The organism is Alteromonas sp. S005 (assembly GCF_036864475.1).
Lineage (GTDB): Bacteria > Pseudomonadota > Gammaproteobacteria > Enterobacterales > Alteromonadaceae > Alteromonas.
This window is the reverse complement of record NZ_JAZETN010000002.1, coordinates 350426-373850: the sequence shown is the minus strand read 5'-3', so window position 1 is coordinate 373850 and position 23425 is coordinate 350426. Positions and strand designations below refer to the sequence as shown.

The 23425-nt window shown below is 43.3% G+C and carries 17 protein-coding genes, 1 other RNA gene and 1 riboswitch; of the genes, 2 read left to right on the top strand and 16 right to left on the bottom strand.

The window, feature by feature from the left end; translation table 11 throughout:
* Nucleotides 1-12: 12 nt before the first annotated feature.
* Complete coding sequence (locus V7R55_RS04210; protein ID WP_334057596.1) at nucleotides 13-2103, bottom strand: TonB-dependent receptor; 2091 nt, start codon at nucleotides 2101-2103, stop codon at nucleotides 13-15.
* Between the two features lie 55 nt (nucleotides 2104-2158).
* A riboswitch (TPP riboswitch) is annotated at nucleotides 2159-2262 on the bottom strand.
* Between the two features lie 129 nt (nucleotides 2263-2391).
* On the bottom strand, nucleotides 2392-2817 hold the full coding sequence (locus V7R55_RS04205) for an acyl-CoA thioesterase (protein ID WP_159495175.1): 426 nt from the start codon (nucleotides 2815-2817) through the stop codon (nucleotides 2392-2394).
* 59 nt (nucleotides 2818-2876) lie between these two features.
* Between V7R55_RS04205 and V7R55_RS04200 the strand changes: the two genes are divergently transcribed.
* On the top strand, nucleotides 2877-5165 hold the full coding sequence (locus tag V7R55_RS04200; protein WP_334057592.1) for a GNAT family N-acetyltransferase: 2289 nt from the start codon (nucleotides 2877-2879) through the stop codon (nucleotides 5163-5165).
* Nucleotides 5166-5327: 162 nt separating this feature from the next.
* On the opposite strand, the gene V7R55_RS04195 is transcribed toward V7R55_RS04200, so the two are convergent.
* The 12 genes from V7R55_RS04195 to V7R55_RS04140 form a co-directional block, all read right to left on the bottom strand.
* Nucleotides 5328-6593 (bottom strand): hypothetical protein, encoded by a 1266-nt coding sequence (locus tag V7R55_RS04195; protein ID WP_334057590.1) that lies wholly within the window; start codon nucleotides 6591-6593, stop codon nucleotides 5328-5330.
* A 2-nt stretch (nucleotides 6594-6595) separates the two neighbouring features.
* Nucleotides 6596-7207, bottom strand: coding sequence for an energy transducer TonB (locus V7R55_RS04190; protein ID WP_039222948.1), 612 nt, complete (start codon nucleotides 7205-7207; stop codon nucleotides 6596-6598).
* A 1-nt stretch (nucleotide 7208) separates the two neighbouring features.
* The gene (locus V7R55_RS04185) at nucleotides 7209-7607 is read right to left on the bottom strand and encodes an ExbD/TolR family protein (protein WP_012517737.1); all 399 of its coding nucleotides are present in this window, start codon (nucleotides 7605-7607) and stop codon (nucleotides 7209-7211) included.
* A gap of 11 nt (nucleotides 7608-7618) precedes the next feature.
* Nucleotides 7619-8143 (bottom strand): MotA/TolQ/ExbB proton channel family protein, encoded by a 525-nt coding sequence (locus tag V7R55_RS04180; RefSeq protein WP_012517736.1) that lies wholly within the window; start codon nucleotides 8141-8143, stop codon nucleotides 7619-7621.
* A gap of 1 nt (nucleotide 8144) precedes the next feature.
* Complete coding sequence (locus tag V7R55_RS04175) at nucleotides 8145-9503, bottom strand: MotA/TolQ/ExbB proton channel family protein (RefSeq protein WP_334057589.1); 1359 nt, start codon at nucleotides 9501-9503, stop codon at nucleotides 8145-8147.
* 6 nt (nucleotides 9504-9509) lie between these two features.
* Complete coding sequence (locus tag V7R55_RS04170) at nucleotides 9510-10271, bottom strand: DUF3450 domain-containing protein (protein ID WP_014948702.1); 762 nt, start codon at nucleotides 10269-10271, stop codon at nucleotides 9510-9512.
* A 298-nt stretch (nucleotides 10272-10569) separates the two neighbouring features.
* Complete coding sequence (locus V7R55_RS04165) at nucleotides 10570-11268, bottom strand: 2OG-Fe(II) oxygenase family protein (protein ID WP_039222957.1); 699 nt, start codon at nucleotides 11266-11268, stop codon at nucleotides 10570-10572.
* A gap of 19 nt (nucleotides 11269-11287) precedes the next feature.
* Entirely contained in the window at nucleotides 11288-13060 is a 1773-nt protein-coding gene (locus tag V7R55_RS04160) for a 2OG-Fe(II) oxygenase family protein (protein ID WP_334057586.1), read from the bottom strand.
* Nucleotides 13047-13958, bottom strand: a complete 912-nt coding sequence (locus V7R55_RS04155) for a class I SAM-dependent methyltransferase (protein WP_334057584.1) — start codon at nucleotides 13956-13958, stop codon at nucleotides 13047-13049. Before V7R55_RS04155 ends, V7R55_RS04160 begins: the two co-directional genes overlap by 14 nt.
* 65 nt (nucleotides 13959-14023) lie before the next feature.
* Entirely contained in the window at nucleotides 14024-16921 is a 2898-nt protein-coding gene (locus V7R55_RS04150) for a TonB-dependent receptor domain-containing protein (protein WP_334057583.1), read from the bottom strand.
* A 322-nt stretch (nucleotides 16922-17243) separates the two neighbouring features.
* Nucleotides 17244-20189 carry a TonB-dependent receptor gene (locus V7R55_RS04145; RefSeq protein ID WP_334057581.1) on the bottom strand — a complete coding sequence of 982 codons (2946 nt, stop codon included), beginning with the start codon at nucleotides 20187-20189 and terminating at the stop codon, nucleotides 17244-17246.
* Between the two features lie 251 nt (nucleotides 20190-20440).
* Nucleotides 20441-21529 carry a tryptophan 2,3-dioxygenase family protein gene (locus V7R55_RS04140; RefSeq protein WP_239245461.1) on the bottom strand — a complete coding sequence of 363 codons (1089 nt, stop codon included), beginning with the start codon at nucleotides 21527-21529 and terminating at the stop codon, nucleotides 20441-20443.
* A gap of 270 nt (nucleotides 21530-21799) precedes the next feature.
* On the opposite strand from V7R55_RS04140, the gene V7R55_RS04135 reads away from it, so the two are divergent.
* The gene (locus tag V7R55_RS04135) at nucleotides 21800-22093 is read left to right on the top strand and encodes a late competence development ComFB family protein (RefSeq protein WP_334057578.1); all 294 of its coding nucleotides are present in this window, start codon (nucleotides 21800-21802) and stop codon (nucleotides 22091-22093) included.
* A gap of 14 nt (nucleotides 22094-22107) precedes the next feature.
* Here V7R55_RS04135 and ffs read toward each other — a convergent pair.
* Both ffs and V7R55_RS04125 read right to left on the bottom strand, forming a co-directional pair.
* Nucleotides 22108-22204, bottom strand: an RNA gene (gene ffs / locus V7R55_RS04130) — signal recognition particle sRNA small type.
* Nucleotides 22205-22290: 86 nt separating this feature from the next.
* Entirely contained in the window at nucleotides 22291-23349 is a 1059-nt protein-coding gene (locus V7R55_RS04125) for a Glu/Leu/Phe/Val dehydrogenase dimerization domain-containing protein (RefSeq protein WP_334057576.1), read from the bottom strand.
* Between the last annotated feature and the right edge of the window lie 76 nt (nucleotides 23350-23425).

Sequence of the window (23425 nt, the reverse complement as noted above, 5' to 3'; positions counted from 1 at the left end):
TTTCCTTTTATTTTAAAACGCGTACTTAACAGTGATACCAAACTGGCGACCGTTACCTATTTGGTAATATGGTTCGTTAAACGCGTATTCATCGCGAGGGTCGTTGCTAAAACCACCAAAACCTCGAGTGTAATACTCGCGGTCAAATGCATTTTGGATCCATAACGAGGTCTGCCAATCACCGTGTAACACAACAATTTCAGAGTTAACCAGAGTCGTACTTGGCGCAGTTACATCATGGCCGTCAGAAAAACGGTATTCGCTTTTATAGTCTACATCTACTCGCCATAGTATGGTGTCTGTAAGTGCGTACTCACTGTAAAGGTTTGCCGTCCACTTAGGTGATTGAGCCTGTCTTTGCTCAGACACTTCAGTACCGTCTGCTAGTCTATACCCTTCAAATGTGGCGCTTAGGTAACCAACACTTGCATCTAACTGCCATGCATCGCTAGCAAACCAGCTTAGTTCAAGCTCTGCCCCTTTGTTTGTGCCTAAGTCAGCATTATCGATAATATCAACAAAACCGGCCGTGCCGTCATCACGGGTAACAACATCAAAATCACTTATCTGAGTATCTGTCCTGTCCATGTAGAAAATCGCAGCACGAGCAATAAGATCAGGCGTTAGCAATGGGCCTTTTACACCCACCTCATAGTTCCAGTTGTATTCTTCGTCGAAGAAACGCTGACTATCGTTCACTCGGCTGTCCGGGTTAAAGCCAGCGCCTTTAAAACCGCGCGAAATGCTGCCGTAGTAGAAGTGATCGCCTTGGGTGTATTGAAGCGCTACTTTTCCGCCAACCATGGTGGTGTCAAACGCGCGTGTAAGTTGGTTGTTATCGGCGTAGTCGAAGTCATAGTTTTCTACTCTCAACCCAGCTACAAGCACTAAGTTGTCCTTCAAACGGCTTTCAGTCTGAGCATAGATAGCGGTAGTCGTTGGGGTATATTCACTGGCAAAGTCACTATCAAGGTATGTGTACTGACGAAGTAACTTTTCTTCTGTGTTTTTATAAAATATGCCTAAGGTCCAATCTGTCATACCGTCGAAAAGCGCAGCACTGTCAGACGACACGAAACGCACCTCACCGGTTTGCGTTTCAACATCGCGGTAGTAAGCATCAAAAGATGTGTAACCCCAAGGGTGAAAACCCGTGAATGTCCAGTCTTCATCATATCCATAAGCAATGTTATGAGAGGCATGAGTGGCAATAAGTATGAAGTCCCCTGCGGCTGTACTCGTTGTTGAGCGTGCGCTTACTGCGTGAGTTTGATGCTCGTCAAAACCCGGCTCGTCAGACAGTGTTTTGTTGTCGTTATCAAGGGAAAATGCATCGTAGCCGTTGTCAATATCATACCAGCGGTAGGTAAGAGCAAGTGTGGTTCGTTCATCCACGCTGCCTTCAACAGCAAATCGCAAAGCAGTTTCGTCAATATTATTGGTATCGTTTCTATCTAGGAATGTATTCTCTACAAAGCCATCGCTACGGTTATGCACTAACGCTACGCGATAACCCCAGTCGGAATTGATATCGTTACCCGTTGCTCCCTCGATGCGGTAACTGTCTTTGTTACCAATGCGGGCTTCTACATAGTCTGGCGCGTCGCTACCCACGTTATTGCTGGATAATTTAACCGCCCCAGCCAGTGCACCTGTACCGTAAAGCGTAGCCTGAGGTCCGCGATAAACTTCTAATTGTTTCGTGTCAAAAATGATACCTGCTGCAGCAAGGCCTGAAAAATCAAATTCATCGACAATAAAGCTCACCGAAGGGTTGATGGGTTCAGCAAACTGGCTACGCTCACCAATACCACGAATTTGCACGAAGCGGCCACGAGACGCACCCGCCGCAAAATTAACATTTGGAATACTGTTTAACACACTGTCGATATGACTCGGCTGTCTGCTGCGAAGGCGCTCTTGGTCTAAAATAGTTGCGCTAGCACTTAGCTGGTCAAGTGTTGTTTGTCGAAAGTCACCAGATACAACAACCCGTTCAATGTCAGAAGGCGTGTTTTTTGACGTGTCGTTCACTGCAGATTCTTGTGCATAGGCAGCAACAGAACTTGCTAACAATGATAGTGTGAAAAGTGTTTTATACATGGGATCTCTTGTTCTTATTGAAGAAAAAAGATCCGGGTCTAACGGCAGGTGATAAGGCTATGCTGTGAACCATCCCTACGCCGGTATTATCCGGATCAGGTTTAAGGGTTCCCACAAGTGTGGATCTCAGACCGATAACGGACACCCCTTGGTATAGTGTTGAGCCACTCAAATAGTAGCCTCAACGTCTGCGACGGAGTCTACCAGTTCGATACACGCCGTCAAGCAGATAAGACATCAAGCTAAGGTTACAATATTTATAAGATATAAGGTATTGAAAGCCCGAGGCTATTCAGCGTCAATATTCATATTAAGACGACGTACTTCATCGTCAGTCTGTGCTTTTAACCCTTCTAGCGTTTTGCCGTGTGCTGTTGGTTGGCGAGTTTCCGGGTCAACCTTTACGAAAACGATGTCATCTGCAAAGCAGATAGTTTTTTTAGTAGCCTTGTTTCTCACCAAACAGCTTACAGTAATCGAAGTGCGGCCTACCGCCTTGGTTTCCAATCCAAACTCTACTATGTCACCCTGCATCGCAGGTGATTCAAAGCTAATTTCACCAATATGCTTAGTCACCAAACAATTGGTCTCTAACTGGCAAATTGCCCAAATGGCAGCCTCTTCGTCTATCCATTCTAACGCGCGGCCACCGAACAAAGAATTGGCGTAATTAAGATCATTTGGCATAACTAAACGCCGAGAAAGAAAGCGCATTCGAATTCCTCACAATAAATCGCTAATATAGCGTTAGATTATACCTAAAAAGTTGATTCATGGCGCTAACTCAATTACGCGAATGGCTTCTTGCCCCCTACAGTAAAAATAGCTGCGAAAATGGCTCACGTGTTACTACTCTACTTCACCGAAGAATGTTGGTTATTTCAGGCAGTAATAGCTTTTGTGAAGCTACTTTATCCAACCTTCGAAACTTAACCGATGAGGTGTCATCCTTAAGTATTTCGAACCTCACTGGCAACGCTTTAAAAGGAAAGATGCGAAAGCAAGTGCTTGGCGTCGAGTGTGACATTGCCATATTGGATTGCCGCGACGCTTTTAAGCCTGGTGACATTATGGCAGTAGCGGGTATTGTTAAGCGTAGTGGCTGCTTAATACTTATTTGCCCAAAATCTGACGAGTGGGTCGAGAATATATCGGTGCCGTTCTTATCAGAAGGGTTTACGCTTAACCATAGTCGATACCGTTCTCGCTTTATTAAGAACTTGCGTGAAAACCCATACGTGGGTTTTCATACTGAAATAGAAACTGTTCTTCCCGATATTTCTAGTTACTGTGTAAAACAAGAATCCATTCACAACGAGCATACACATGCCCGATTTCGCTCTAAAGAGCAAGAGCACGCGTACTATCAATTGCATCAGGCATATATGCTTAATTGCCTTAACGCGCTAATCACAGCGCCAAGAGGTAGGGGTAAATCATCCCTCTTAGGCCTGTTTATTGATAGCGTTATCAAAGAAGGTAAGAACGTTCTGCTTACCAGCGAGCGTAGTGAAAATGTAACTCATGTTTTATCCCGCTTTACAGAATCTGAAGAAGCAGACAAGCTGAACGTCAAAATGTATATGTCGCAAGTAGCAAGTTTGGAAACTCGGCGAGCGAAACAACAAACCGCGCCTAAAGGCTTAGTTAAGTGGGTTCCGCCCGATAGTGAGTTGCTTTTTGACATAGAAAATACGAAATATGACCTCGTAATAGTGGATGAGGCTGCGTCCATGCCACTTCCCGTTATCAAACGTATAATAGCCTATAACCCACAGTGGGTTTTAAGCACCACACTTTTAGGCTACGAAGGCTCAGGAAAGGGGTTTATTCATAAACTCATTCCCTCCTTGCCAAAGGGGACTTTACACCTAACGCTATCGACTTCTTTACGTTGGGCTGAAAACGATCCAATTGAGGCCTTTTTAAATCAAACCTGTTTGTTTGAAAATGGTTGCGTGAAAGGTATTGATTGCAGCGCCAATTCACAAAGCAGTATACAAAAGACTATAGCCTCTCTTACATCACTCGATATCTCAGAGGTATTAGCGGCAGGCGAGTTTACTATTTGCTCTTTTGAGGATGTAGACGAGAGCATGCTGCAGCAAATCATGTCTTTGCTTTCACTTGCTCACTACCAGACCACGCCTGACGATTTCATGCGCCTAATGGACAGTCCAGATGTTCTGGTCGTGACTTTTAAAGTTAAAGACCTAGTACTTGCTACAGCAATAATTAACATAGAAGGCGGAGACTACCTGAGCGATCTTGCTCTTGATATAGCAGAAGGTAAGCGACGTCCCAAAGGTCACCTAGGAGCGCAACGATTAACACTGCTGTCTGTCGACTTTAAAGCAGCTACACAAAGCTATTGGCGAATTAACCGAATTGCTGTTCACCCAAAGCTTCAAAATAAAGGTATTGGTGGCCAACTAATCAAAAAAATAATAGAAAAAGCCCATGAGCGCGCTATTGATGCAATATCAACGTCTTACGGAGCGACAAATAGGCTTGATGGATTTTGGTCTAGCAATGGCTTTCATATCGTTGATTATGGTCGAAAACCTAATAAAGCTAGTGGTGAAACTAGCGCTTTGGCTGTGTTACCTCTTAACAAGTATACCGGTGAACTAGTTGAAAAAGCTCTAGCCCTCAAAGCGAGTTTCCTTAGTTCACTTAACCTCCACGAACTTCCTAGCTCTGTGCTAGAAATCTATATAAACAAGCTAAACCACTTTACCCAAGGAACGCGAACGCTAGATGATATTTGGCCCATACTGAGAAAATTATCAAGCGATGCCAAACTCCGCCCTGAAGCGATAAGTGACAAACAAGAAAACAAAGGCAATAGCGGCACTGAATTGCTTAGTGCTCACCTATACGTACTCAATAAGCTTAAAAAAATAATGAATACTCAACGTTACCTCATATCACTATTTGAAGCATCAGATATGAATATGACGCTTGTAAGAGAGGTATTGGAAGACAACGGTTTTAAAGTGAACGGTGTGAAGGGGTCTACAGCAGCAATTAGAGCAATATTGCGCCCTGCATTTGAGTAACTTTCTTGGACACTGTAAAGTGAATTACCGTTAGATGCGTTATACGCTATAGCCATTCAAACAAGTCACTTTCACGACGTTTTTTCTACTCTAAAAGCTTACACTTAAACTAAAAGCAAAAAAAAGCCTCCCAAGGGAGGCTTTTGTAGCTAATTCCGGATATTAAATATTAATACCGCGGTTTTTCGCTTTTTCCTTTATGTAAGGTTCCCACGCTGCCGCATTACGACGTAGTGAGCGATCTTTTTTAGCCTCTTGAACGTGCTTGTACGCAGCTCGATAATCTCCAGCATAAAAGTTCGCTTCCATAAGCGTAAAGTGAACTTTTTCGGGATTTTCGATACCACGCTCAAGAGCATTCTCAAGAGCTTTAACCGCTCCTTTGTAATCTTCAGCGATAAGCAACAAGGTACCTTGCTTGCGATAATATTCTGGATCAGAAGTCTCTGCTGCGGCTTTCGCATATAGCTTAGCTGCAGTTTTGAAATCTTTAGCGGCGTGATAAGCATTCGCTATACTAGCCGTTAATTCAGCGGTTTCTTCAAGCACACCAGCTTTGATGAACTTTTCCAAAGTCTTCGCACCGCGGTACGGCATACCATTACTTTGGTAGAGCTGAGCTAGCGCTTTAGCTTCACTTTCTTTCTTCAAGAAACCTTGCATATCTGCAAGTTCGAAAGAAGACAATGCTTTCTTATACTCTTCGACCTGTAAGTAGAACATACCTAGCTGAGTCCACCACCGTGGCTCTTCAGGGAATTTACGAACAAGTTCTTCTGCTACAAGAACCGTCTGGTCATACATCTTACGCTCGTAATAAGAGGTAAGTTTCAAAACATACGGATTCTTGTTTGGCTCTTCGTATAAAGCAATAGCTCTATCTGCTGGCTCAATCATTTTATCTAATTGCTTAGATTCATAATAAGCCTGAGTCAAGCGAGTATAAACGTCGGCATCTTCTTTACACGTGAAGTCCATCCAACTGTTATACCATTTTACAGCGTCGGTATACTTCTCTTCCTGCATGCTCAAGTCACCTAAAAGCTTAAGTGTTTGAGCGTGCTCTAGGTCGTTTAGCACTTTGTTTTTAACAGAATCGACAAGGTAGTTATAAGCCTTTCCACCTTGGCCTTCCTGCGCTGCAAGTAGGTTACCAATGAAGCGATTAACGTACGCCTTATCAAAATCCTCGGAAGGATCGATTTCATAAAGAACGTTTAACGCCTCATCTACCAGGTCTTCATTGTAAAATTCGAAAGCTTTTTGAACTTTCTTACCGGTACGCTCACCTACAAGCGTTGTTTTTCCTTTCTCATAGCCAGGACAAACAACAGGTGATGTCTGCGCTAGGGCAGCGGGTGCTGAAAGCACCGCACCTGCGCCTAACACTAAAGCAACGGCTGACATTTTGAATGTACGTTTCATCATGATCATTGCTCCAGTTTAAAGTCTAGCTGTACGAACATGCCAGGTTGCTTAACCGGCTTGCCATCTACAATCTTAGGCTTGTATTTCCACTTACGTAGAGCACGACGTGCTTCACGGTCAAATACACGCTTAGGTTCAGCTTCAATAACTTCGATATCTTCAACACCACCAACTTCGTTGATAGTGAAAGACAGTCTTACCCAACCTTCGCGGCCATCTCGGGCTGCATCAGGTGGATATTTCGGGTCGATACGAACGATAGGTGTTGCTTCACCGTCACGCTGCATTGCACCAACACCACCGATGTTTACACCTACACCACCTGTGTCGATAGCTGGTATAGCTAAGCTAAAGCCATCTGCATCAGGTTCCGCGGCTTCCGGCTCTACTTGCTCCATTTTAGGAGGCTGAGGAGGCGGAGGCGGTGGTGGTGGTGGAACACGAGTACGCGTTTGCGTCTGGTCGTCTGGTTCCTGCATAACAATATCGATCACCGGTGCAGGCGGTACTTCGTCTGCTGGTCTAGATGAATTTTCAATCAACTTAGCCATTAGAACGAACAGGGCAAATGCAACCGCAGCACCTAGTACAATAGATACAAGTATACGTAACATCTTATCCCCTTGCCGCTACCGAGACTCGGTTAACGCCAGCGGCCTTAACCTGATCCATAATTTCAACTACTAAACCATGCTTCGCTTTTACGTCAGCTTGAATGATTACGTAGTCAGTTGGCTGCTCGGTAAGCAGTCTCTCAATATTCGCTCTTACGCTGTCCGGCGCTACTTCACGCTTGTCTAGCCATACATTTCCGTCTTCCGTTACGGCGATGAAAATGTTTGCATTTTTGTGAAGTATCGCCTGGCTCGCATCTGGCTTGTTGACTTCGATCCCTGCTTCTTTAACGAAAACAGTGGTAACGATAAAGAAGATAAGCATGATAAACACGATATCCAACATGGGTGTCATGTCGATCTGTGCATCTTCTTCCTCGGTTCTGACTTTTCGAGCCATAATCTCTCTCTCTAATGATGTGGCAGGCTATCAACTAGCCCTTCTCTTGCCAGCTTCACTTTCGCTTCAAGACGTGAACTGATGAACAGCCCAGATAGCGCGGCTACCATTCCCGCCATTGTCGGGATAGTTGCCATAGAGATACCAGCTGCCATTAGACGTGCGTTGCTGGTGCCCTGTGTTGCCATTGTCTCGAAAACACTGATCATACCGGTTACTGTTCCCAGTAGACCGATTAGTGGACACATTGCAATAATGGTTCTGATAATCAGCATTCTAGCGTTTAGATCGTCTGACGCTTGAGAAATCCACGCGTCACGGATTCTATGCGCATACCATGATGTGGTATCTGCTCGGGCATCCCAATTCGCGATGATGTTTTTCTTCACCTTTGGGAAGACCGAGGTTAAATACCAGTAACGCTCAATCATTAAAACCCACATGAGAAAGAGCGCGGCAGCAACGAAGTAAAGTACGTCACCGCCGGTAGCGATAAAGTCCCTGACCGATTCGAATAATCCAATCAGGTAATTCATATTACGCTTTCTCCGACTCTGTGTGAGCGGCTACGATACCCGCAGTCTGCTCATCAAGAATGTGGATGATTGACTTGCTACGAGAAGCTACGATGCTGTGAGTAAGGATTAGAGGCAGAGCCGCGATAATACCTTGAGCAGTAGTTACAAGAGCCATTGAGATACTTCCCGCCATCATACGTGGGTCACCAGTACCGAATAGAGTGATGGTTTGGAATGTCTCGATCATACCAAGTACGGTACCAAGTAGACCAAGTAGTGGCGCAATCGCTGCGAAAATCTTGATTACGTTGATGCCGCTTTCAATTTTTGGAAGCTCGCGAAGAATCGCTTCATCAAGTTTAAGTTCAAGGTTCTCTGCATCAGCAGTTTTGTTCTCTTGGTAAACTTTAAGAATACGACCTAGAGGGTTACCTTCTGATGGGCTGTTTACGTTCTTAAGCTGTGAACGCATTTTACCACCAGTGATGGTCAATGTGATCATCTTGTAAACACCAATTAGTAGACCAATCGCTAGCATTAGCGTAATTGTGTAACCAACTGGGCCACCTGCGTGGTAACGCTCAGACATAGTTGCTTTCTGCTTCAATAGACCAAGGATTGCACCTTGAGACGGGTCAGCGTAGAAAGGAACGATACCAGAAGTCGCGTCGATTAGGTCGTCAGCAGAAGCTACGAAGTGACCATCCGGTTGACGACCTAGAGGCTGAACAACTTCAGCTTCAGCGTCATACGCTAGGTAACCTGCTTCACCAACAAGGTTAAATGTACCAACACGAACAACTTCTTGCTGTGAAGAGCCGCCGTCTAGGTTAACTACTTCAGTAGTAAATTTAACAACTTCACCACCTTCAGTCATTTCTTTCTGTAGTGCAAACCACAGGTCTTCTAGTTCTTGGATGTTTGGAAGACCTTTAGAGTCTTCAGACATCTCAGCTAAGAACTGACCGCGACCAGGGAACTGTGCACTAACGATTGATGTAGAGATACGACCATAGGCTTCAGAAGATGCCTGACGTACTACACCAAACATTTCACCAAGCGTACCAGTTGCTTGGTCTAGCTCAGCTGCTTTCTCGTTAAGTGTTACTTCGTTGTCAGAAAATTGTTTCTGTAGACGGTCACCACGATTTTGTTCAGCTTTAAGTTCTGATTGAGCTTTGCGAAGAAGCGCTTGTTTGTCAGCGCGTGCTGATTGGAATTCAGCTTCGCGTTGCTTGTCTAGACGAGCTTCAGAAACACGGTTCTGCTTAACTTGATCTAGAAGATCTTGCAGGCTCTTTGCTTCCTGAGCCTGAGCTCCGGTTGCTGCAACTGCAACTGTCGCAGCGGCTAAAAGAGATTTGAATACTGGTTTCATTAACAATTACTCCGCTGCGCTAATTGGTAGTTTAATCAGATCCGCAGGAATGACGTTGTTAGCCATTTTAACTGCGTCAACAACTGAAGACAGATACTCGTCACCCAGTTTTTCCCATGCGCGGCTTTCGTTGTTCCATACCCACGCGTGAGTTTGGTCAAGAGAAAGTGCAACTAGCGCCGTACGACCAAGGTTAAAGAAGTCAACAGTAACTTCTGTGCCTGCGTCGTCGATAGTACCTTGGTAAGAGTTGATTTTCGTACCGTATTCAACTTCTACTAGGTAAGCTTCTAGTACCTGACGGAACTGCTCAGAAACAGTAACGTTAGAGTTAGCCATTAGATCGCGAAGACGCTCAACGCGCTGAAGACGCTCGTCTAAGTGAATTGGACGATCTAGCTTGATGAACTGCTCTAGGCTGTCAATCATGCGGAACATAAGAGGAACGATGCCCTGTTTAGTTTGTTCGATGCTGTCGATTTGACGCTGTAGAGAGTCGATTCCACGCTGCTGATCTGCAACAAGGCTAGCGATGTAATCATTGTAGATTTTAAGGTTTTCTGTCTCATCTACTGTTTGACGATACTCAACAAGTAGTTCTTGAGACTGTTCAAACAACGTGTTGATTTTTTCTTGAGATTTCGCTGCAGCCGCGTGGATTTTCGCTTCTTCTTTATGAAGATCTTCAAGCGTATCTGCAGAGACTGCACTACCTGTTAGTGCGAATGCACCCATAACAGTAGAAGCAATAAGAGTTCTCTTGCTCATTTTGGACATAGTTCCCAACCAAATTTCTTATTTGAATCCTCGCCGATAAGGAAAATATTCGGGCAAGGGGCGTATAAAACTTTCACAATTTTGTTTCAGGAATGTAGCACTGACGTCAATAGTCAGTACTACGAACGTAGTATACTCACATGGAACGGTGTAATGAGTCAAGTAACGACCTCTTTACATCTACAACTTTCGAGATTGATCGCTTAAATTATATTCATATACTTAAGCGTCCTTTTCTAAATCAATTAAGTCAAGTTGTAGCTTGCCGCTGCGAGAGTTGGTCAAATACCTAGCGAGTTCCAAACCAGCCAGTTAATGCGTATCGCGGTTTTTTAGCGAAAGGTGTTAAGTACGTGACGCTATGTATATGTTTCACGTCAAACAAACTTAACGTATTGAATGAGGGAGTCCAGCTTTCTAAGGTCTCACCATCTTCTTTGAAAAATTGTAGTAATCCTCCCCAATCAGGATGCCATTCTGGCGACAAATTGAAAACATACGCCAATTTTCTGCCTTCAGATTGAACGTCATCTCTATGCCGGGTTAAAAACTGGCCTGGAATATACTTTGTTGCTTGCATGCTAGCGTAGTTAATATCATTTATTCCTGTAATGTTACTAACTACATCTAACAGCTCTTTACTATTTACAATTTTATAAAAGTTGAGCAGAAATGGGTCTTTTTCTTCGGCTGTTATGTACTTACGCCCGTAAGAGAAACCATTACCCATTGCTGCATTTTCCATTAAATTGAAATATATCTGCTGACGCTGCGTGTCTTCTAACTCAGTCCATTCTTTTTTACTCATCACAGCATTTTTGCCATCCACAAACATGGCGGTATCGAATTCAACTCTCTCGTTTAATGCTTGAAATGAAAGTGCAGCAAACTCGAAGTCCAATACTTTGTTAACTCTTACTTTGCCGTCTTTAGCGAAGTTCGATTTAATTTCATCGAAGTTTAAGTCTTTGTTCCAAAAATTTTTCATTGTTGTCTCTTTTTATAATTCAAGAAGATGAGATATCAAATGCTATAGTTAAACGCTTTTCATCAGATTTAAATGGGATGGTACCGTGCCAAAAATAAGAGGGGAAAATGACTAGCTTTCCAACTTCAGGCCGAACAGTGAACTCATGAGTTAGATCAGTTTTAAGTTTAAAATTTGGCGTACCAAAAGACAGATATCCCTCATGTTCTTCATGTGATAATTCAGATGGTATTTCAATATAAAAAACAGCACTTAATCGCCCTTCTGGATGGACATGATTGGTATGGTAGCCTTTATCAGATAGAAAGACGGACCACGCTCCTACGATTGTAAAATCCTTGTTGGGCAACACAACGAACTCATGCAGATCTTCTATTGCTTCAACTTCTGATATGTATTCCCTGACAGAGTTTTCAAAAAAAAGGCCTAATTCTGCTAGGTGCTCATTCTTCGAAGACAAGATATTCCCACGAGTTTGAGTACCGCCATTGACCGTCTGTTGAAGAGGTGCCGATTTGGCACTATGCAACTGAGATACGTGATCTTTTAACAAGGCAATAAAGTGGCTAGCTGCTTTCCCTCCAACCACGTCAGGTAACTGGAAAGTTCGCACTAACTCTGAATAACGACAGTAACTTTCTCGATGCAGATTGCGCTTTGAAAGTCTCTCTGCCACAGTCAAATAGGCCTTTGCCATAACAGATGAATCGCTTGATTTTGTTAATGGTGGCATAGCATTAAGTACATAGTCTGGCTTATCTACCTGCAATGCGTACTGCGCGGCGTCTAGCATCAAAGCTGAGTCAGTTTTATCCTTTAACAGCTTAAAAGCTTCTTGGTAATTTTCACCTGCGTGGTATAGGCGTGCCTTGCATTGTAAATATGCTGTCGACGAACGATCTAAATTAGGGTGACTATTCAATAAAGTTTCAGCTAACTCGACGTTCCCCATTCGCAAATATTGTTCTGCCAATGCAATAAGCATTTCATTGCTAGTATTCCCGCTTTGAATGGCAGACTCAAAAATCGCTAACGATTTATTGATTAAACCAACTTCTGCGTATATAGATGCAAGATTTTTATAGCTGTCGACGTAATAAGGGTTTAACTGGATGGCTCTTTCATATGACTCTATTGCGCTTTCAAGTTTATTCAGGTCTGAATACGCATTGCCTAGGTTATGATACAGCTGAAAATTGTTAAGCCCATTTAATTTAGCTCGCTGTAAAAGGTTTAGCGCCTTTTCAGAATCTTCTAAACGCCTAAAAACTGTCGCTAAATTATGCAGCGCTGTAGTGTTATTCTGGTCCTCTTTGAGAACAGTTTTATAAAGTTCAGCGGCCTTTGTAAGCACTCCTCTACTATCGAATAGCCCTGCGACATGATTGGTTAAAGCAATATTATTTTGAGAGGTTTTTAATTTTTGATACCAACTCTCTAGTTCGATGTCATTACAAACACCGCTAGCGGCTCGAAGAAAGAGCTTTGTTGTTTCGAATGAATTGTTATTAAAAGGTGCTAGACAACGATAGGCGTCTTTATATCTGTTTAGGCCTAGAAGACATTTAGCATATTCACATAGTACGGTAATATTGGATTGAGTCTTTTCATATGCATATGTCAAAAGCGGCAAAGCATTTTCGGCTCTGTTAGTATCGAGAAGTAATTTTCCGTATAGATAATTTAAGTTTATATCAGAAGCATTCCTCTCAAACAGTACTTTATAACCTGCCTCAGCCTCTGACAAATGGCCTTTCTGATGAAGGCTCATTATGCTTTCAAGCTTTTTCATTATTCACTCTTTTATTAAATCTCAAATCCCATGCTACTGGTAATTCTTTATTTTTGAGTAAAAACGGGCGAACACCCCAGCTATCTGAATATTTTCCACTGGTTATCTGTTTTATGTCAGATGTTGATAACGCAACGTCACAAATAGCAGAGACGCGACGATAGATCGTTCCTAACTGCTGCTCAAAGCCCATTATCCATGCCAATATATCAGAATGGGCATATTGTTTGTAAGATAGAAATAACTGCTTAATTCCATTGACGAAATGAAGGCTTCCCGCACACCACTTGTTGTCCAATGTTGATAGATGAGATAGATATTGTTTAGCACGATTTTCATAAGCGTTTGGGTCAGTCGCGATTAGATTAGCTATCTCCAATGCATTTTCGAAGGCATGAATTTCAAATAAGCTCTCCATCCCCTCCTTTTCACGCTTATATCGAGAATATATGTGTCCGTCTTTGTAGTGACAAAGTGCAATGAATTTCGAGCCTTCTTTCATCATCGTTGGCATGTTTTTAATTGCGTCGACACCTAAATACTCAATACCGAACTGACTTACAATAAAATCAAACTCGAGCAGTTTTTCTTTGGGAAGATTGGACGTCTTATTCAAAATAACCTGGGCATCAGGAACATTTTTTTTCAAGGAATTTAGTGCATCTGTACTACAATCTAAACCTACTTTGCGATTAAAAGGTTTATCTCCGAAACTTTGAAAAAGAGCACCAGCACCGCAAGCTATATCTATTACGCTCTGCATTTCTGTATCATTTGGTATGTTTTGAGACCAAAACTGCTCAAAATCTGAAATGCTTTTGCCATTGTCTTCAGTGAACAACACTTTGCTATCAGGATTTTCTTTCCAGTACTGATTCCAGTCGTCTATTGTACCCATGATTCTCCTTATAAAGAGCAAAAAAAAAGTGGGCAATGCCCACTTTTTTATAAAGCAATAAGCTATTAGAAGCTAGCTGAGATACCTACGAAGTAAGTTCTACCAAATACATCGTATGTTGCAGGATATGTATTTGACTGCTCAGCATTACCACCGAAGCGAGGCGCTTCACGGTCTGCTAGGTTACGAATACCTGCGTTTAGACGATAGTTTTCGCCAATGTGGTAAGTACCTGACAGATCGAAGTAGCTGAATGAACCAGTGTCTTCTTGGAAGTAAACAGTACCTTCATCATCATCTTCAGTTGCACCGATAAAGCGCCATAGAAGCTGAACGTCAAAGTCGTCCATACCCCAAGCGACTGTCATACGGTGAACGTACTCAGGAGTTGGCTCGCCACAAGTATTACCAAATGTACCCGCACAATCGATAACCTCTGAACCAGCGAATGACTGGAACGAGCTCTCAGTTGTGTAAGTAGCAAGGTAGTTAACACGCATGTCACCGCCCGCTACTTCCATAGCGTAGTCAGCTACGATATCAACACCAGTAAGTTTGATTGAACCTACGTTCTGGCTAAGAATTTCTACGAAATCAATAGAGCCATCTGGGCGACGGTTAACAACATCACAGAATGCAGAACCTACACCACCTAGTTCATTTGACGGGTTATAACACGTAGAAAGAACGTTGTTAGTACCACCACCAAAACCGAATACCGCGTCTTCAATATCAATATCGAAGTAGTCAACAGACACGCTTAGTTCGTCCATTGGCGTAATTACGAAACCAACAGACATTGTGTCAGCTGTTTCTTCTTGAAGATTAGGGTTACCACCACCTATCTGACGAGTCTGGCCAGATACCGCGTCAAGTGTTGGAGTAAACACTGCATCGGCAGGAACGCCTGTCGCTGTACAAATTGCGCGAACTGCATCTGATTGATTAGACGCTTTAGATGAACATGGATCTTCAGCTGGTGGGAAGCCTTCGTTCTGTGGTGAGAAAAGCTCGCCAATGTTTGGAGCACGTACCGCACGGTTGAAGCTTGAGCGGAAACGAAGAGTGTCGTTAACAGTCCATGAACCCGCAATCTTATAAGCATTTACGCCGCCTACTGTTGACCAGTCTGCGTAGCGATATGCCAGCTCTAAATCAACAAGTTCAGCAAACTCAACACCTTCTACAAGAGGTAGATACGCTTCAACAAAATATTCGTTTACGTCGAAACCACCAGCAACTGGGCCTGAACCGTTGAATCCAGCAATTGTACCTGCTGCAAGATCCTGTGATGGGTCAAAAGAGTAGCTCTCTTCGCGACGCTCAAACCCAAACGCGATTCCAATTGGGCCACCTGGAAGTTCAAAGAAGTCCATTGTGTCGCCGCTGATGTTGAAACCGTAAAGTTTCTGTTCGTACTCTGAAGAAGAGTTTACGCGAGTGCGAAGGAAGTCTGCTGCATCAGCAGAAATGTTGCCTTCACCGAATAGATTCATAGGTGAACAGCTAACTAGTGAACCATTCGCTGCAGTGTTTGCACAGCTTGGGTTTCCGTCTGCATCAAGAACAACATTGCCGGCTTCGTCTGTTGCCAGAATTAGCGCTTGGTCAAAACGCCCACGATTCACGTTACCTAGCTGAATTGAGTTTTGATTAACACGTCCAGTTTGGAAGTACGTGTCGTATGTCCATGCTGAATCACCGAATGAACCACGAAGACCAGCAAGCATTGAGAACATCGTGTTGTCATCTTCAACAATACGAGGACCAACTTCTAGCAAACGACGACGAAGGAACGCGGTACCTGTGTCTGCAATACCATCACCATCAGTATCAACATCACCACCGACTGCATCAGACAAAATTTGTTGAGCTGCTGGGTCAATAAATGGATTGCCGTCAAGCGTAAACGTCGACGTTTGGAAAATAGGTGTAGCTGCTAGCTGCTGAGGAACGTCACTGTTTGCAAAACTACCGCGCATATACACTTCAGTAGTGTCATTGATTTCGAAATGACCCATTGCTGTGATGTTATGACGCTGCTGTGGCAACTGAAGATAGTTTACTGGAGCGAAGTTATAGAAATCATTCTCAGCACCAGATCTCACAAACGGACGAATTGAACCATCTTGATTGAAGATCGCTGCGCCGCCAAAATTATCAGGTAATGAAGTAAAGATCGACGTACCAGGTACACCTGATGAACCAAATGGTTCTAAAAATAGGCTACCGTCTTCGTTTGCAGCGTCTGTAAGTGCAACGCTAGAGATATCACGAGAGTCAGCAAAAAGGGCTGAACGCTCTGTGTACTGCATACTTACAACAACGTTACCGCGATCATCTGCGAAGTTACCGCCTAAAGTAAGTGAGCCGTTCCAAATTTCAGCGTCGCCTTCTTCAGTAGTCTCAAAACTTGTATTGAAATCTACGCCTTCAAAGTTCTTTTTAAGCGCAAAGTTAACAACACCCGCTACCGCGTCAGAACCATATACCGCAGATGCACCACCTGTTAGTACTTCCACGTTTTCGATAAGCGCAGCTGGGATTGTGTTGATGTCAACTGTACCACCAGATGTAGTAGGAACAGCGCGAACACCGTCAATAAGAACCAATGTTCTGTTTGTGCCAAGACCACGAAGGTCAACTGTAGCGATACCACCACCTGGGTTGTTAGACGAACGGTCTAGACCTGGAATTGTTTGTGGTAGTGTGTTTAGAAGCGCTTCGGTGTTAACCGAGTTGGTTAATTCAAATTGCTCGATACCAACAGTAGCAACTGGCGCGTTGCTTACGAAGTCAACCTTGCGGATACGAGAACCAACAACCTGCACTTTTTCAACTGCAGCTTCTTCTACCTGTGCATCTTCTTGAGCGTACGCTGGTACGCTAATTCCTGTCGCCGCTACCGCACCGAATGCGCACGCTAGCTTAACTGACTTAGCCAGCTTAGAGTTTGTAAACATGTATTGTCTCCCTGGACCACTAAAACTCTTAGTGTGTGTTTCTTAAATCGTTTATATAACGAATTATTATTAATAAGGTCGAAGCCTCACTTTGATAATAACCACATCATAAGCGGACGGTCAACTCAGATCAGACGGGTGTTCCACAAAAGTTCAATTTTTTTTCGACTTTTTATCTCCTTTTGTAAATATTAACTTACGCTTAACATTTGAAGCACAAAAAACAACCCACCTGTACACTTTTTAAACTTTGCAAATAAAAAAGCGCGGTTTACACCTAGAGTGTACCCGCGCCTATTCTTATTTTAAGTTATAACACTATTTAAAACGAGTAATTTACGCTGAAACGAACATATCTAGGTGTTTGCCATGCGGTCGGTAGACCATAATTTGGGTTTACATCAGGATTTGTTGGGTCAGCCGAGCTCTCATCGTCATATATTTCATTAACTTCTGTTACACGGTCGTTGTTAAGCAAATTGAAAATATCAGCTCGAACTACCAATGTTTGATCTTCGCCAATATCTATATTGTATGAGGCAGAAACATCGATTGAGTAATAGCTGCTCGTACGGCCACGCGAGCCACGAGGCGCTGGCTCACCACCGGCAAAAAACGACTCAGAGTCATAGGCTTGAGCAAAGAGATCTGTAGGGTGATAGCCAAATGCATTTATAGGGCGGCCAGTCCAAAACTGTAAGTTTGCCCCAAGGGTTAAGTCGTCAGTTACAGCATAAGCACCGTAAAGCTTAACTTGATGACGTCTGTCATTCGGTAAGTCACCATAAGCATTATCAAGCAGACCTGGTTGGTCAAATAAGGTTGTTAAACCTGCATCATCCTGACCGTTGTCTGAGCGTACATAGCCTTCGTTGTTACCCCAGCTATGTGACCACGTGTACGCCGCGTTCAGCATCCATACTCCGTCCCAAGCTCGTTGCCACATAAAGTCTACCGCTGCATATTTACGAATTGAATCAGGGTAGCCCAAATCTTCGGCTGATAGGTCCATGTAAACTAACTCACCTTCAGCACCTGGCAGCTCGGTAGTACCAATACGCATATCAGAATTAGGGTTTGTAAGTACATACTGATGAAACCCATCCCAGATATCAGATACGTCGCCGTAGCCATTCGCTGCGGCCCACTCAATAACCGCCGCATCAATTGCCATATCCTCTATAGTGGTAGAAAGTTCTCGATATGTACCTTGAATTGACATGCTCCATTCATCGTTCAATTGGAATTGGTAACCCGCGATAAATTCATCCGAGTACATTGAATCCAAGTTTTGATCCACAATTTCATCTGGTGATTTCGCGGTACCGTCAGCAAATACATCATCAGGCTGAGTTTTAGCGCCCGTCAGATTAGGGATCCCCAAGGCTTCATCAGCAAAACCTTCAAACGCGTAGTACTCTTGTGTGTAAGTTTCAGCGCCTGCTAGACGAATATTCGTGTTTGCAGCAATAGGTAAATAGTATCTGCCGTAGCTCGCCCATGCTTTTGTCTCGCCATCACCAAACACGTCCCATACTGCTCCAAGACGAAGTGCCCACTGATTGTCGAGTTTAGCGAAAGACTCACCGTCCGCATTGAAGTTTTCGAATGTATCGTTACGAATACCGGCGTTAATGACCAAGGTGTCAGTAACCTGCCATTGGTCTTGAACATAAAAAGCAAAGTTTTCAGAGTCGAACTGACCACCGACGTTATAATCGCGATAACGAACTTGGTAAATTTCCTCGTTAGCTAGATCGCTGTCATCAACATAGTATAGATAGTATGCACCGCCTGAGTTTATGGTATTGCTGTTTGAAGTAAGCTTCTCATAATCAACACCAAATCGTACTGAGTGATCGCCTGCGTACCAATCAGCATCCAATCGAATAACTTCACGTTCATCATCGCCTTGCTCTGCCGTAAAGTTAGCCCATGTATTTGTTGGAACGAACGCTGCCGTGCTGTCATAGCGGTAATAAACAACCGGGTTGCCATCTAACTCGCTTCGCACGGTTCTGTCTTGTTTGTTAATGCCATACTGAGCAGAGATTGAGAAATCATCATTAATGATGCTTGTCCATTTGGCCGTGTAGTTTAGCCCACCTTCATCTTCGTAACCTACACGACCGTCAGTGAATTCACCGCCGTCAACAGAGTCATAAGTCGTGATTTCTGTTGAACGTTCATCAGAAAATGCAGTAATTTCAAGAATATTATTTTCTGTAACGTACCAGTCTAATTTGGCAACCCAAAATGCATCATCATCTTTTTCAAAAAAGCCGTTTTGTGATACGCCGCTACTGGTGTTTGTTTGGTCACTTACGTAATTATTTTCAGCTGAACGAGGGTTAAATAGTGCATAGAAGAACAACTTGTCTTCTATTAGTGCACCGCTCGCCCAGACATTGACATCCCACTCGTCTATTTCATCTCGCGTATTGTCGATGCGATACAAATTGTTTTTGTTATTACGAGACGAATCACGCTGTTCACGTAGTGCATCTGGTTCCCAGTAAAAGTTGGCACCCGCTTTGAATTCGTTAGTACCACTTTTGGTTTTAGCGTTGATAACACCGCCTGTTACACGTCCAAACTCAGCTGAATAACCACCCGTTTTTACTTCAAACGTTTCGTACATATCAAACGGTGGCTCACTTGAACCCACGCCAGTACGGAAGTTAGTGATGTTTAATCCGTTAATGTAGTAACCATTTTCGCCCACAGACGCACCGCCAATTGAAGGCAAATCTCCAAATGCTGAGTCCCCCTGAGTAGTACCTGGTGCTAATAGCGCTACAGAAGTCAGGTTACGTGGGACCGGTACTCTATCGAGTGTAACGCTATCTACAATAATACCCGTGCTTGAACTTGTTACATCAACCATCGCAATCGTAGTACCAGTCACTTCAATACGCTCTACGTCATCGCTGGCAAGACGCATATCTAGATTTGTTTTGCCGCTAATGCCAACTTTTACAGATTCTTGAATGGTAGTGCGAAATCCATTCTTTTCGGCGGTAACTTTGTAGTTACCAGCAGGAAGTAATGGAAAGCGGAAGTTTCCTGACTCATCACTTTGTACAGAACGTGTTAGACCCGTATCTAAGTTTTCGATGGTAACGTTAACATTTGCAAGGCTGCTGCCATTTATTTGAACAGATGTTCCTTGAATAGAGCCATTGGTGTTATTTGCTAAAGCTGGTGCAGTTGCACCAATTGACATTGCAACCGCTAATGCAACTGCACTTCTCTTGATTTGATACATGTACGTATTCCCTGGTTAGTCTCGATTTAGTATTAAGCTTTTATGAAAAATCAATTAAGCCAACCTAAATCTTTGTATTTATTAAAGATAATAAATATTATCCAAAAGGATAATTGACTATACAGAGCGGAGCGATCAACTCATTTGAGGACAAATTGCGACGAAACGATTCTTTTGAGCGATTACCCGTAGAACCCTCCAAAAATTTCGATAAACTACTAATATAAATAAACTTTTTCGCATATTAATATTTACTGTAGATAAAAACCTAACTGCTTTCTCACAGATTCGGGTAACTCAGGCAACGCACTTTTAGGCAATAAAAATGTTGCCATATTAAAAAAGTCTAAATAGATACGATTAGATTCAGTAGTTTTCTTCAGATAATGGTGCCCAGAAGACCCTCCGGTCCCAATCTTAGTACCCAGCATACGCTGAACCATCATTGCATGACGGTAGCGCCAGATAGTGAGTTGTTCGTCTATTTCAGTTAATGCTGTAATCAGTTGAAACGGAAGATTAAAGATAGGCTCTTCTGAATACTGTTTTATAAATAGCGCAGATAATAGCGCCTTATGATTTAGCCGGAACTTATCTTCACCTCGAAGCTTTTCGAATTTTGCTTCATCAAACAGGGCGTCGAAGTTTTCCTTAGTGGCTTGAAGGTCTTTAAGTTCCTGGCGTTTTTCAGTCTCCGACAACATATCACTGGTAGAAACGGTGTGATGGTCATCTTTCAACATTTCGTCAGCTGCATTTTTATAGTATTGCCAAAAATCGAACCCCTCTGTTTTTAATAGCGGCATTCTAGCTAGCCAATTATCGACCAGCTCAAACAAACTCGGTTTGCTCTCGAGACTCTCTAGTAGCGCTCTATCTTTATCGTTCAGTCGGTTATAAAAGCTTTGCTTATCAAAATCGATTCTAAAATCGCGTTTTAAACCAAGAGAAATTTCTAAACGTTTAAACTGAATACTTTGGAAACCAGACGCAGGTACAAGGTAATCTCGAAATGACAAAAACTGCTGTGGCGTCATGGTTTCCATAATAGCAATTTGGTCATTCATTAATTTTTGTATTTGTATGACTCGCTGGAGCCTATGTACAACGAGAGTTAGCTGCTGATCTTTTACCGTTTCTTGATTAAAGGTATCAATAACGGCATTAAGTTCGTGAAGAACCTGTTTAAACCAGAGTTCGTAGACTTGATGTACGATGATAAATAGCATCTCTTCGTGCGCAGCATCACCGTATTTTTCACTCTGCAATTCTTGTGCGCCCAATACTTTGTCTAAATGTAAGTAATCGCCGTAATAGCAAGGCTCTATATTCTTTTTCATTTTAGTGCTGCCTTAATACTGGTTTTGACCGGGTAATTCTATCACCGTCACCTCGACATACCCAGAATACAAGCTATATATTATAAGGTTACATAGCTTAGGGTAACGTCGTTACGCGATGGGCGTAAACGAATGTATCCATTTCAAGCTTGAAGGGTTTGTATAAGCTAAAGATGCTTTTAAGCTAGATGCTTCTTGTGTAATTTATTGCTCGCATACTATTCAAACCGCTAAAGCAAGATGCTTCCAAAAATTATAAGGGGAACCAAGGTGAAACTAGACGATGACATTCACAACTATTATGAACATCTTGTATTAGAAAGGATAAGTAAGCTTGGGCTTGATAAAACTAAAAGTCCCGACTATTTGGCCGACTTATGTTGCCTTGCGTTAAATCAGGTTCCACCGCGCTATATTCGATATGAGGTCGACATGGCATTCTATCTGCCGCAAAGTGAACGCAATCAAATGGAAATGAATGTTGAGCACGCAATAAGCAAGGGGTTGAAATACTTAGATGAAACTGAAAAAAGCAGAAAAGACAATATAGAAGAAATAGAGTAGATAGTTGGGTGGCGGGCCTCCAGCCACATCCCGGCACATGAGTCGTCTGCTGCGGCTGCTCCCTTCCAGGCCTGACCGGGTTCACAGAGTATCATTGCGGGAGGACCAAAAGCCCACCATAGAAACTCGCATTCAAAGCAAAGTCATTCGCCCCTGCTTGATTGCGGGGCGCATTATGACTATTTGGCTTTGAGTTTTCAACCCTTTATAGAAAATCTCTCTTCAGCAATAAGGTTTGCAACACGGTTAGTCGCGGCGCCCTCTCGCTCTGCGCGGGTATAAATTTCTTTTAGCGTCTCACCGATTTGTTCAATATGTGTGCGAAGTGCTTCGTTAGAACTTGATTCCATACGCTGATGAAAGATGTCAATCACCCCACCCGCATTGATTACGTAATCAGGTGCGTACAAGATACCGCGTTGCTGAAGCAATTCACCAATATCTTCCCGTGCCAACTGATTATTAGCGGCACCAGCAATGACTTTTGCTTTTATTGCCGGTAGCGTTTGATCGTTTATTGCAGCACCTAATGCGCATGGCGCCAACACATCAACGTTTAAACTTAAAATTTCTTCTGGTGCCACTGCAGTTGCGCCAAATTCAGCCACCGCTTTTTGAACGCCTTCCGGATAAATATCAGCGACATAGAGTTTAGCGCCCTGCTCGTGTAGATGCTTGGCAAGTCGATACCCAACGTGTCCCATTCCCTGAATAGCCACGCTCACCCCGTCTAAATTACGCTTTAAACCATACTCTACTGTCGCTTTCAAACCTACAAACACGCCATAGGCAGTCGACGGTGCAGGGTTTCCATCTGGCACTTCACCGGCGTAGTGATACTGCGCTTTAACACCCGCTATGTAGTCAGACTCCGTTGCCATAGTTTGCAAATCTGTTACAGAAATTCCTGAGTCCTCGGCGGTGAAATACTTGCCACCCAAAGACTCTACAAACTTACCCATCGCTTTCATCATTTCCGGCGATTTGGCTTTACGAGGATCGCCGATTATTACCGACTTGCCGCCGCCAAGCTCTAAGTTAGCCATTGCGGCTTTGTAAGTCATACCTTTAGATAACCTCAGTACGTCGGTCAACGCTTCACCGCTATTGACATAAGGCCACATTCGACAGCCACCAAGTGCTGGGCCAAGATTAGTGTTGTGTACAGCAATAATGGCACTCAGGCCCGCCTTCTCGTCGTGATAAAACGCAACATGTTCGTGATTATCGAACTCTGGGTGATCAAAAACTGACATATTTTCCCTATTAATACTGTAATGAGTTAAAGCCTACCCAAGCCCGAGCTGTCACGAATTCTAAACAGTGCTCGTT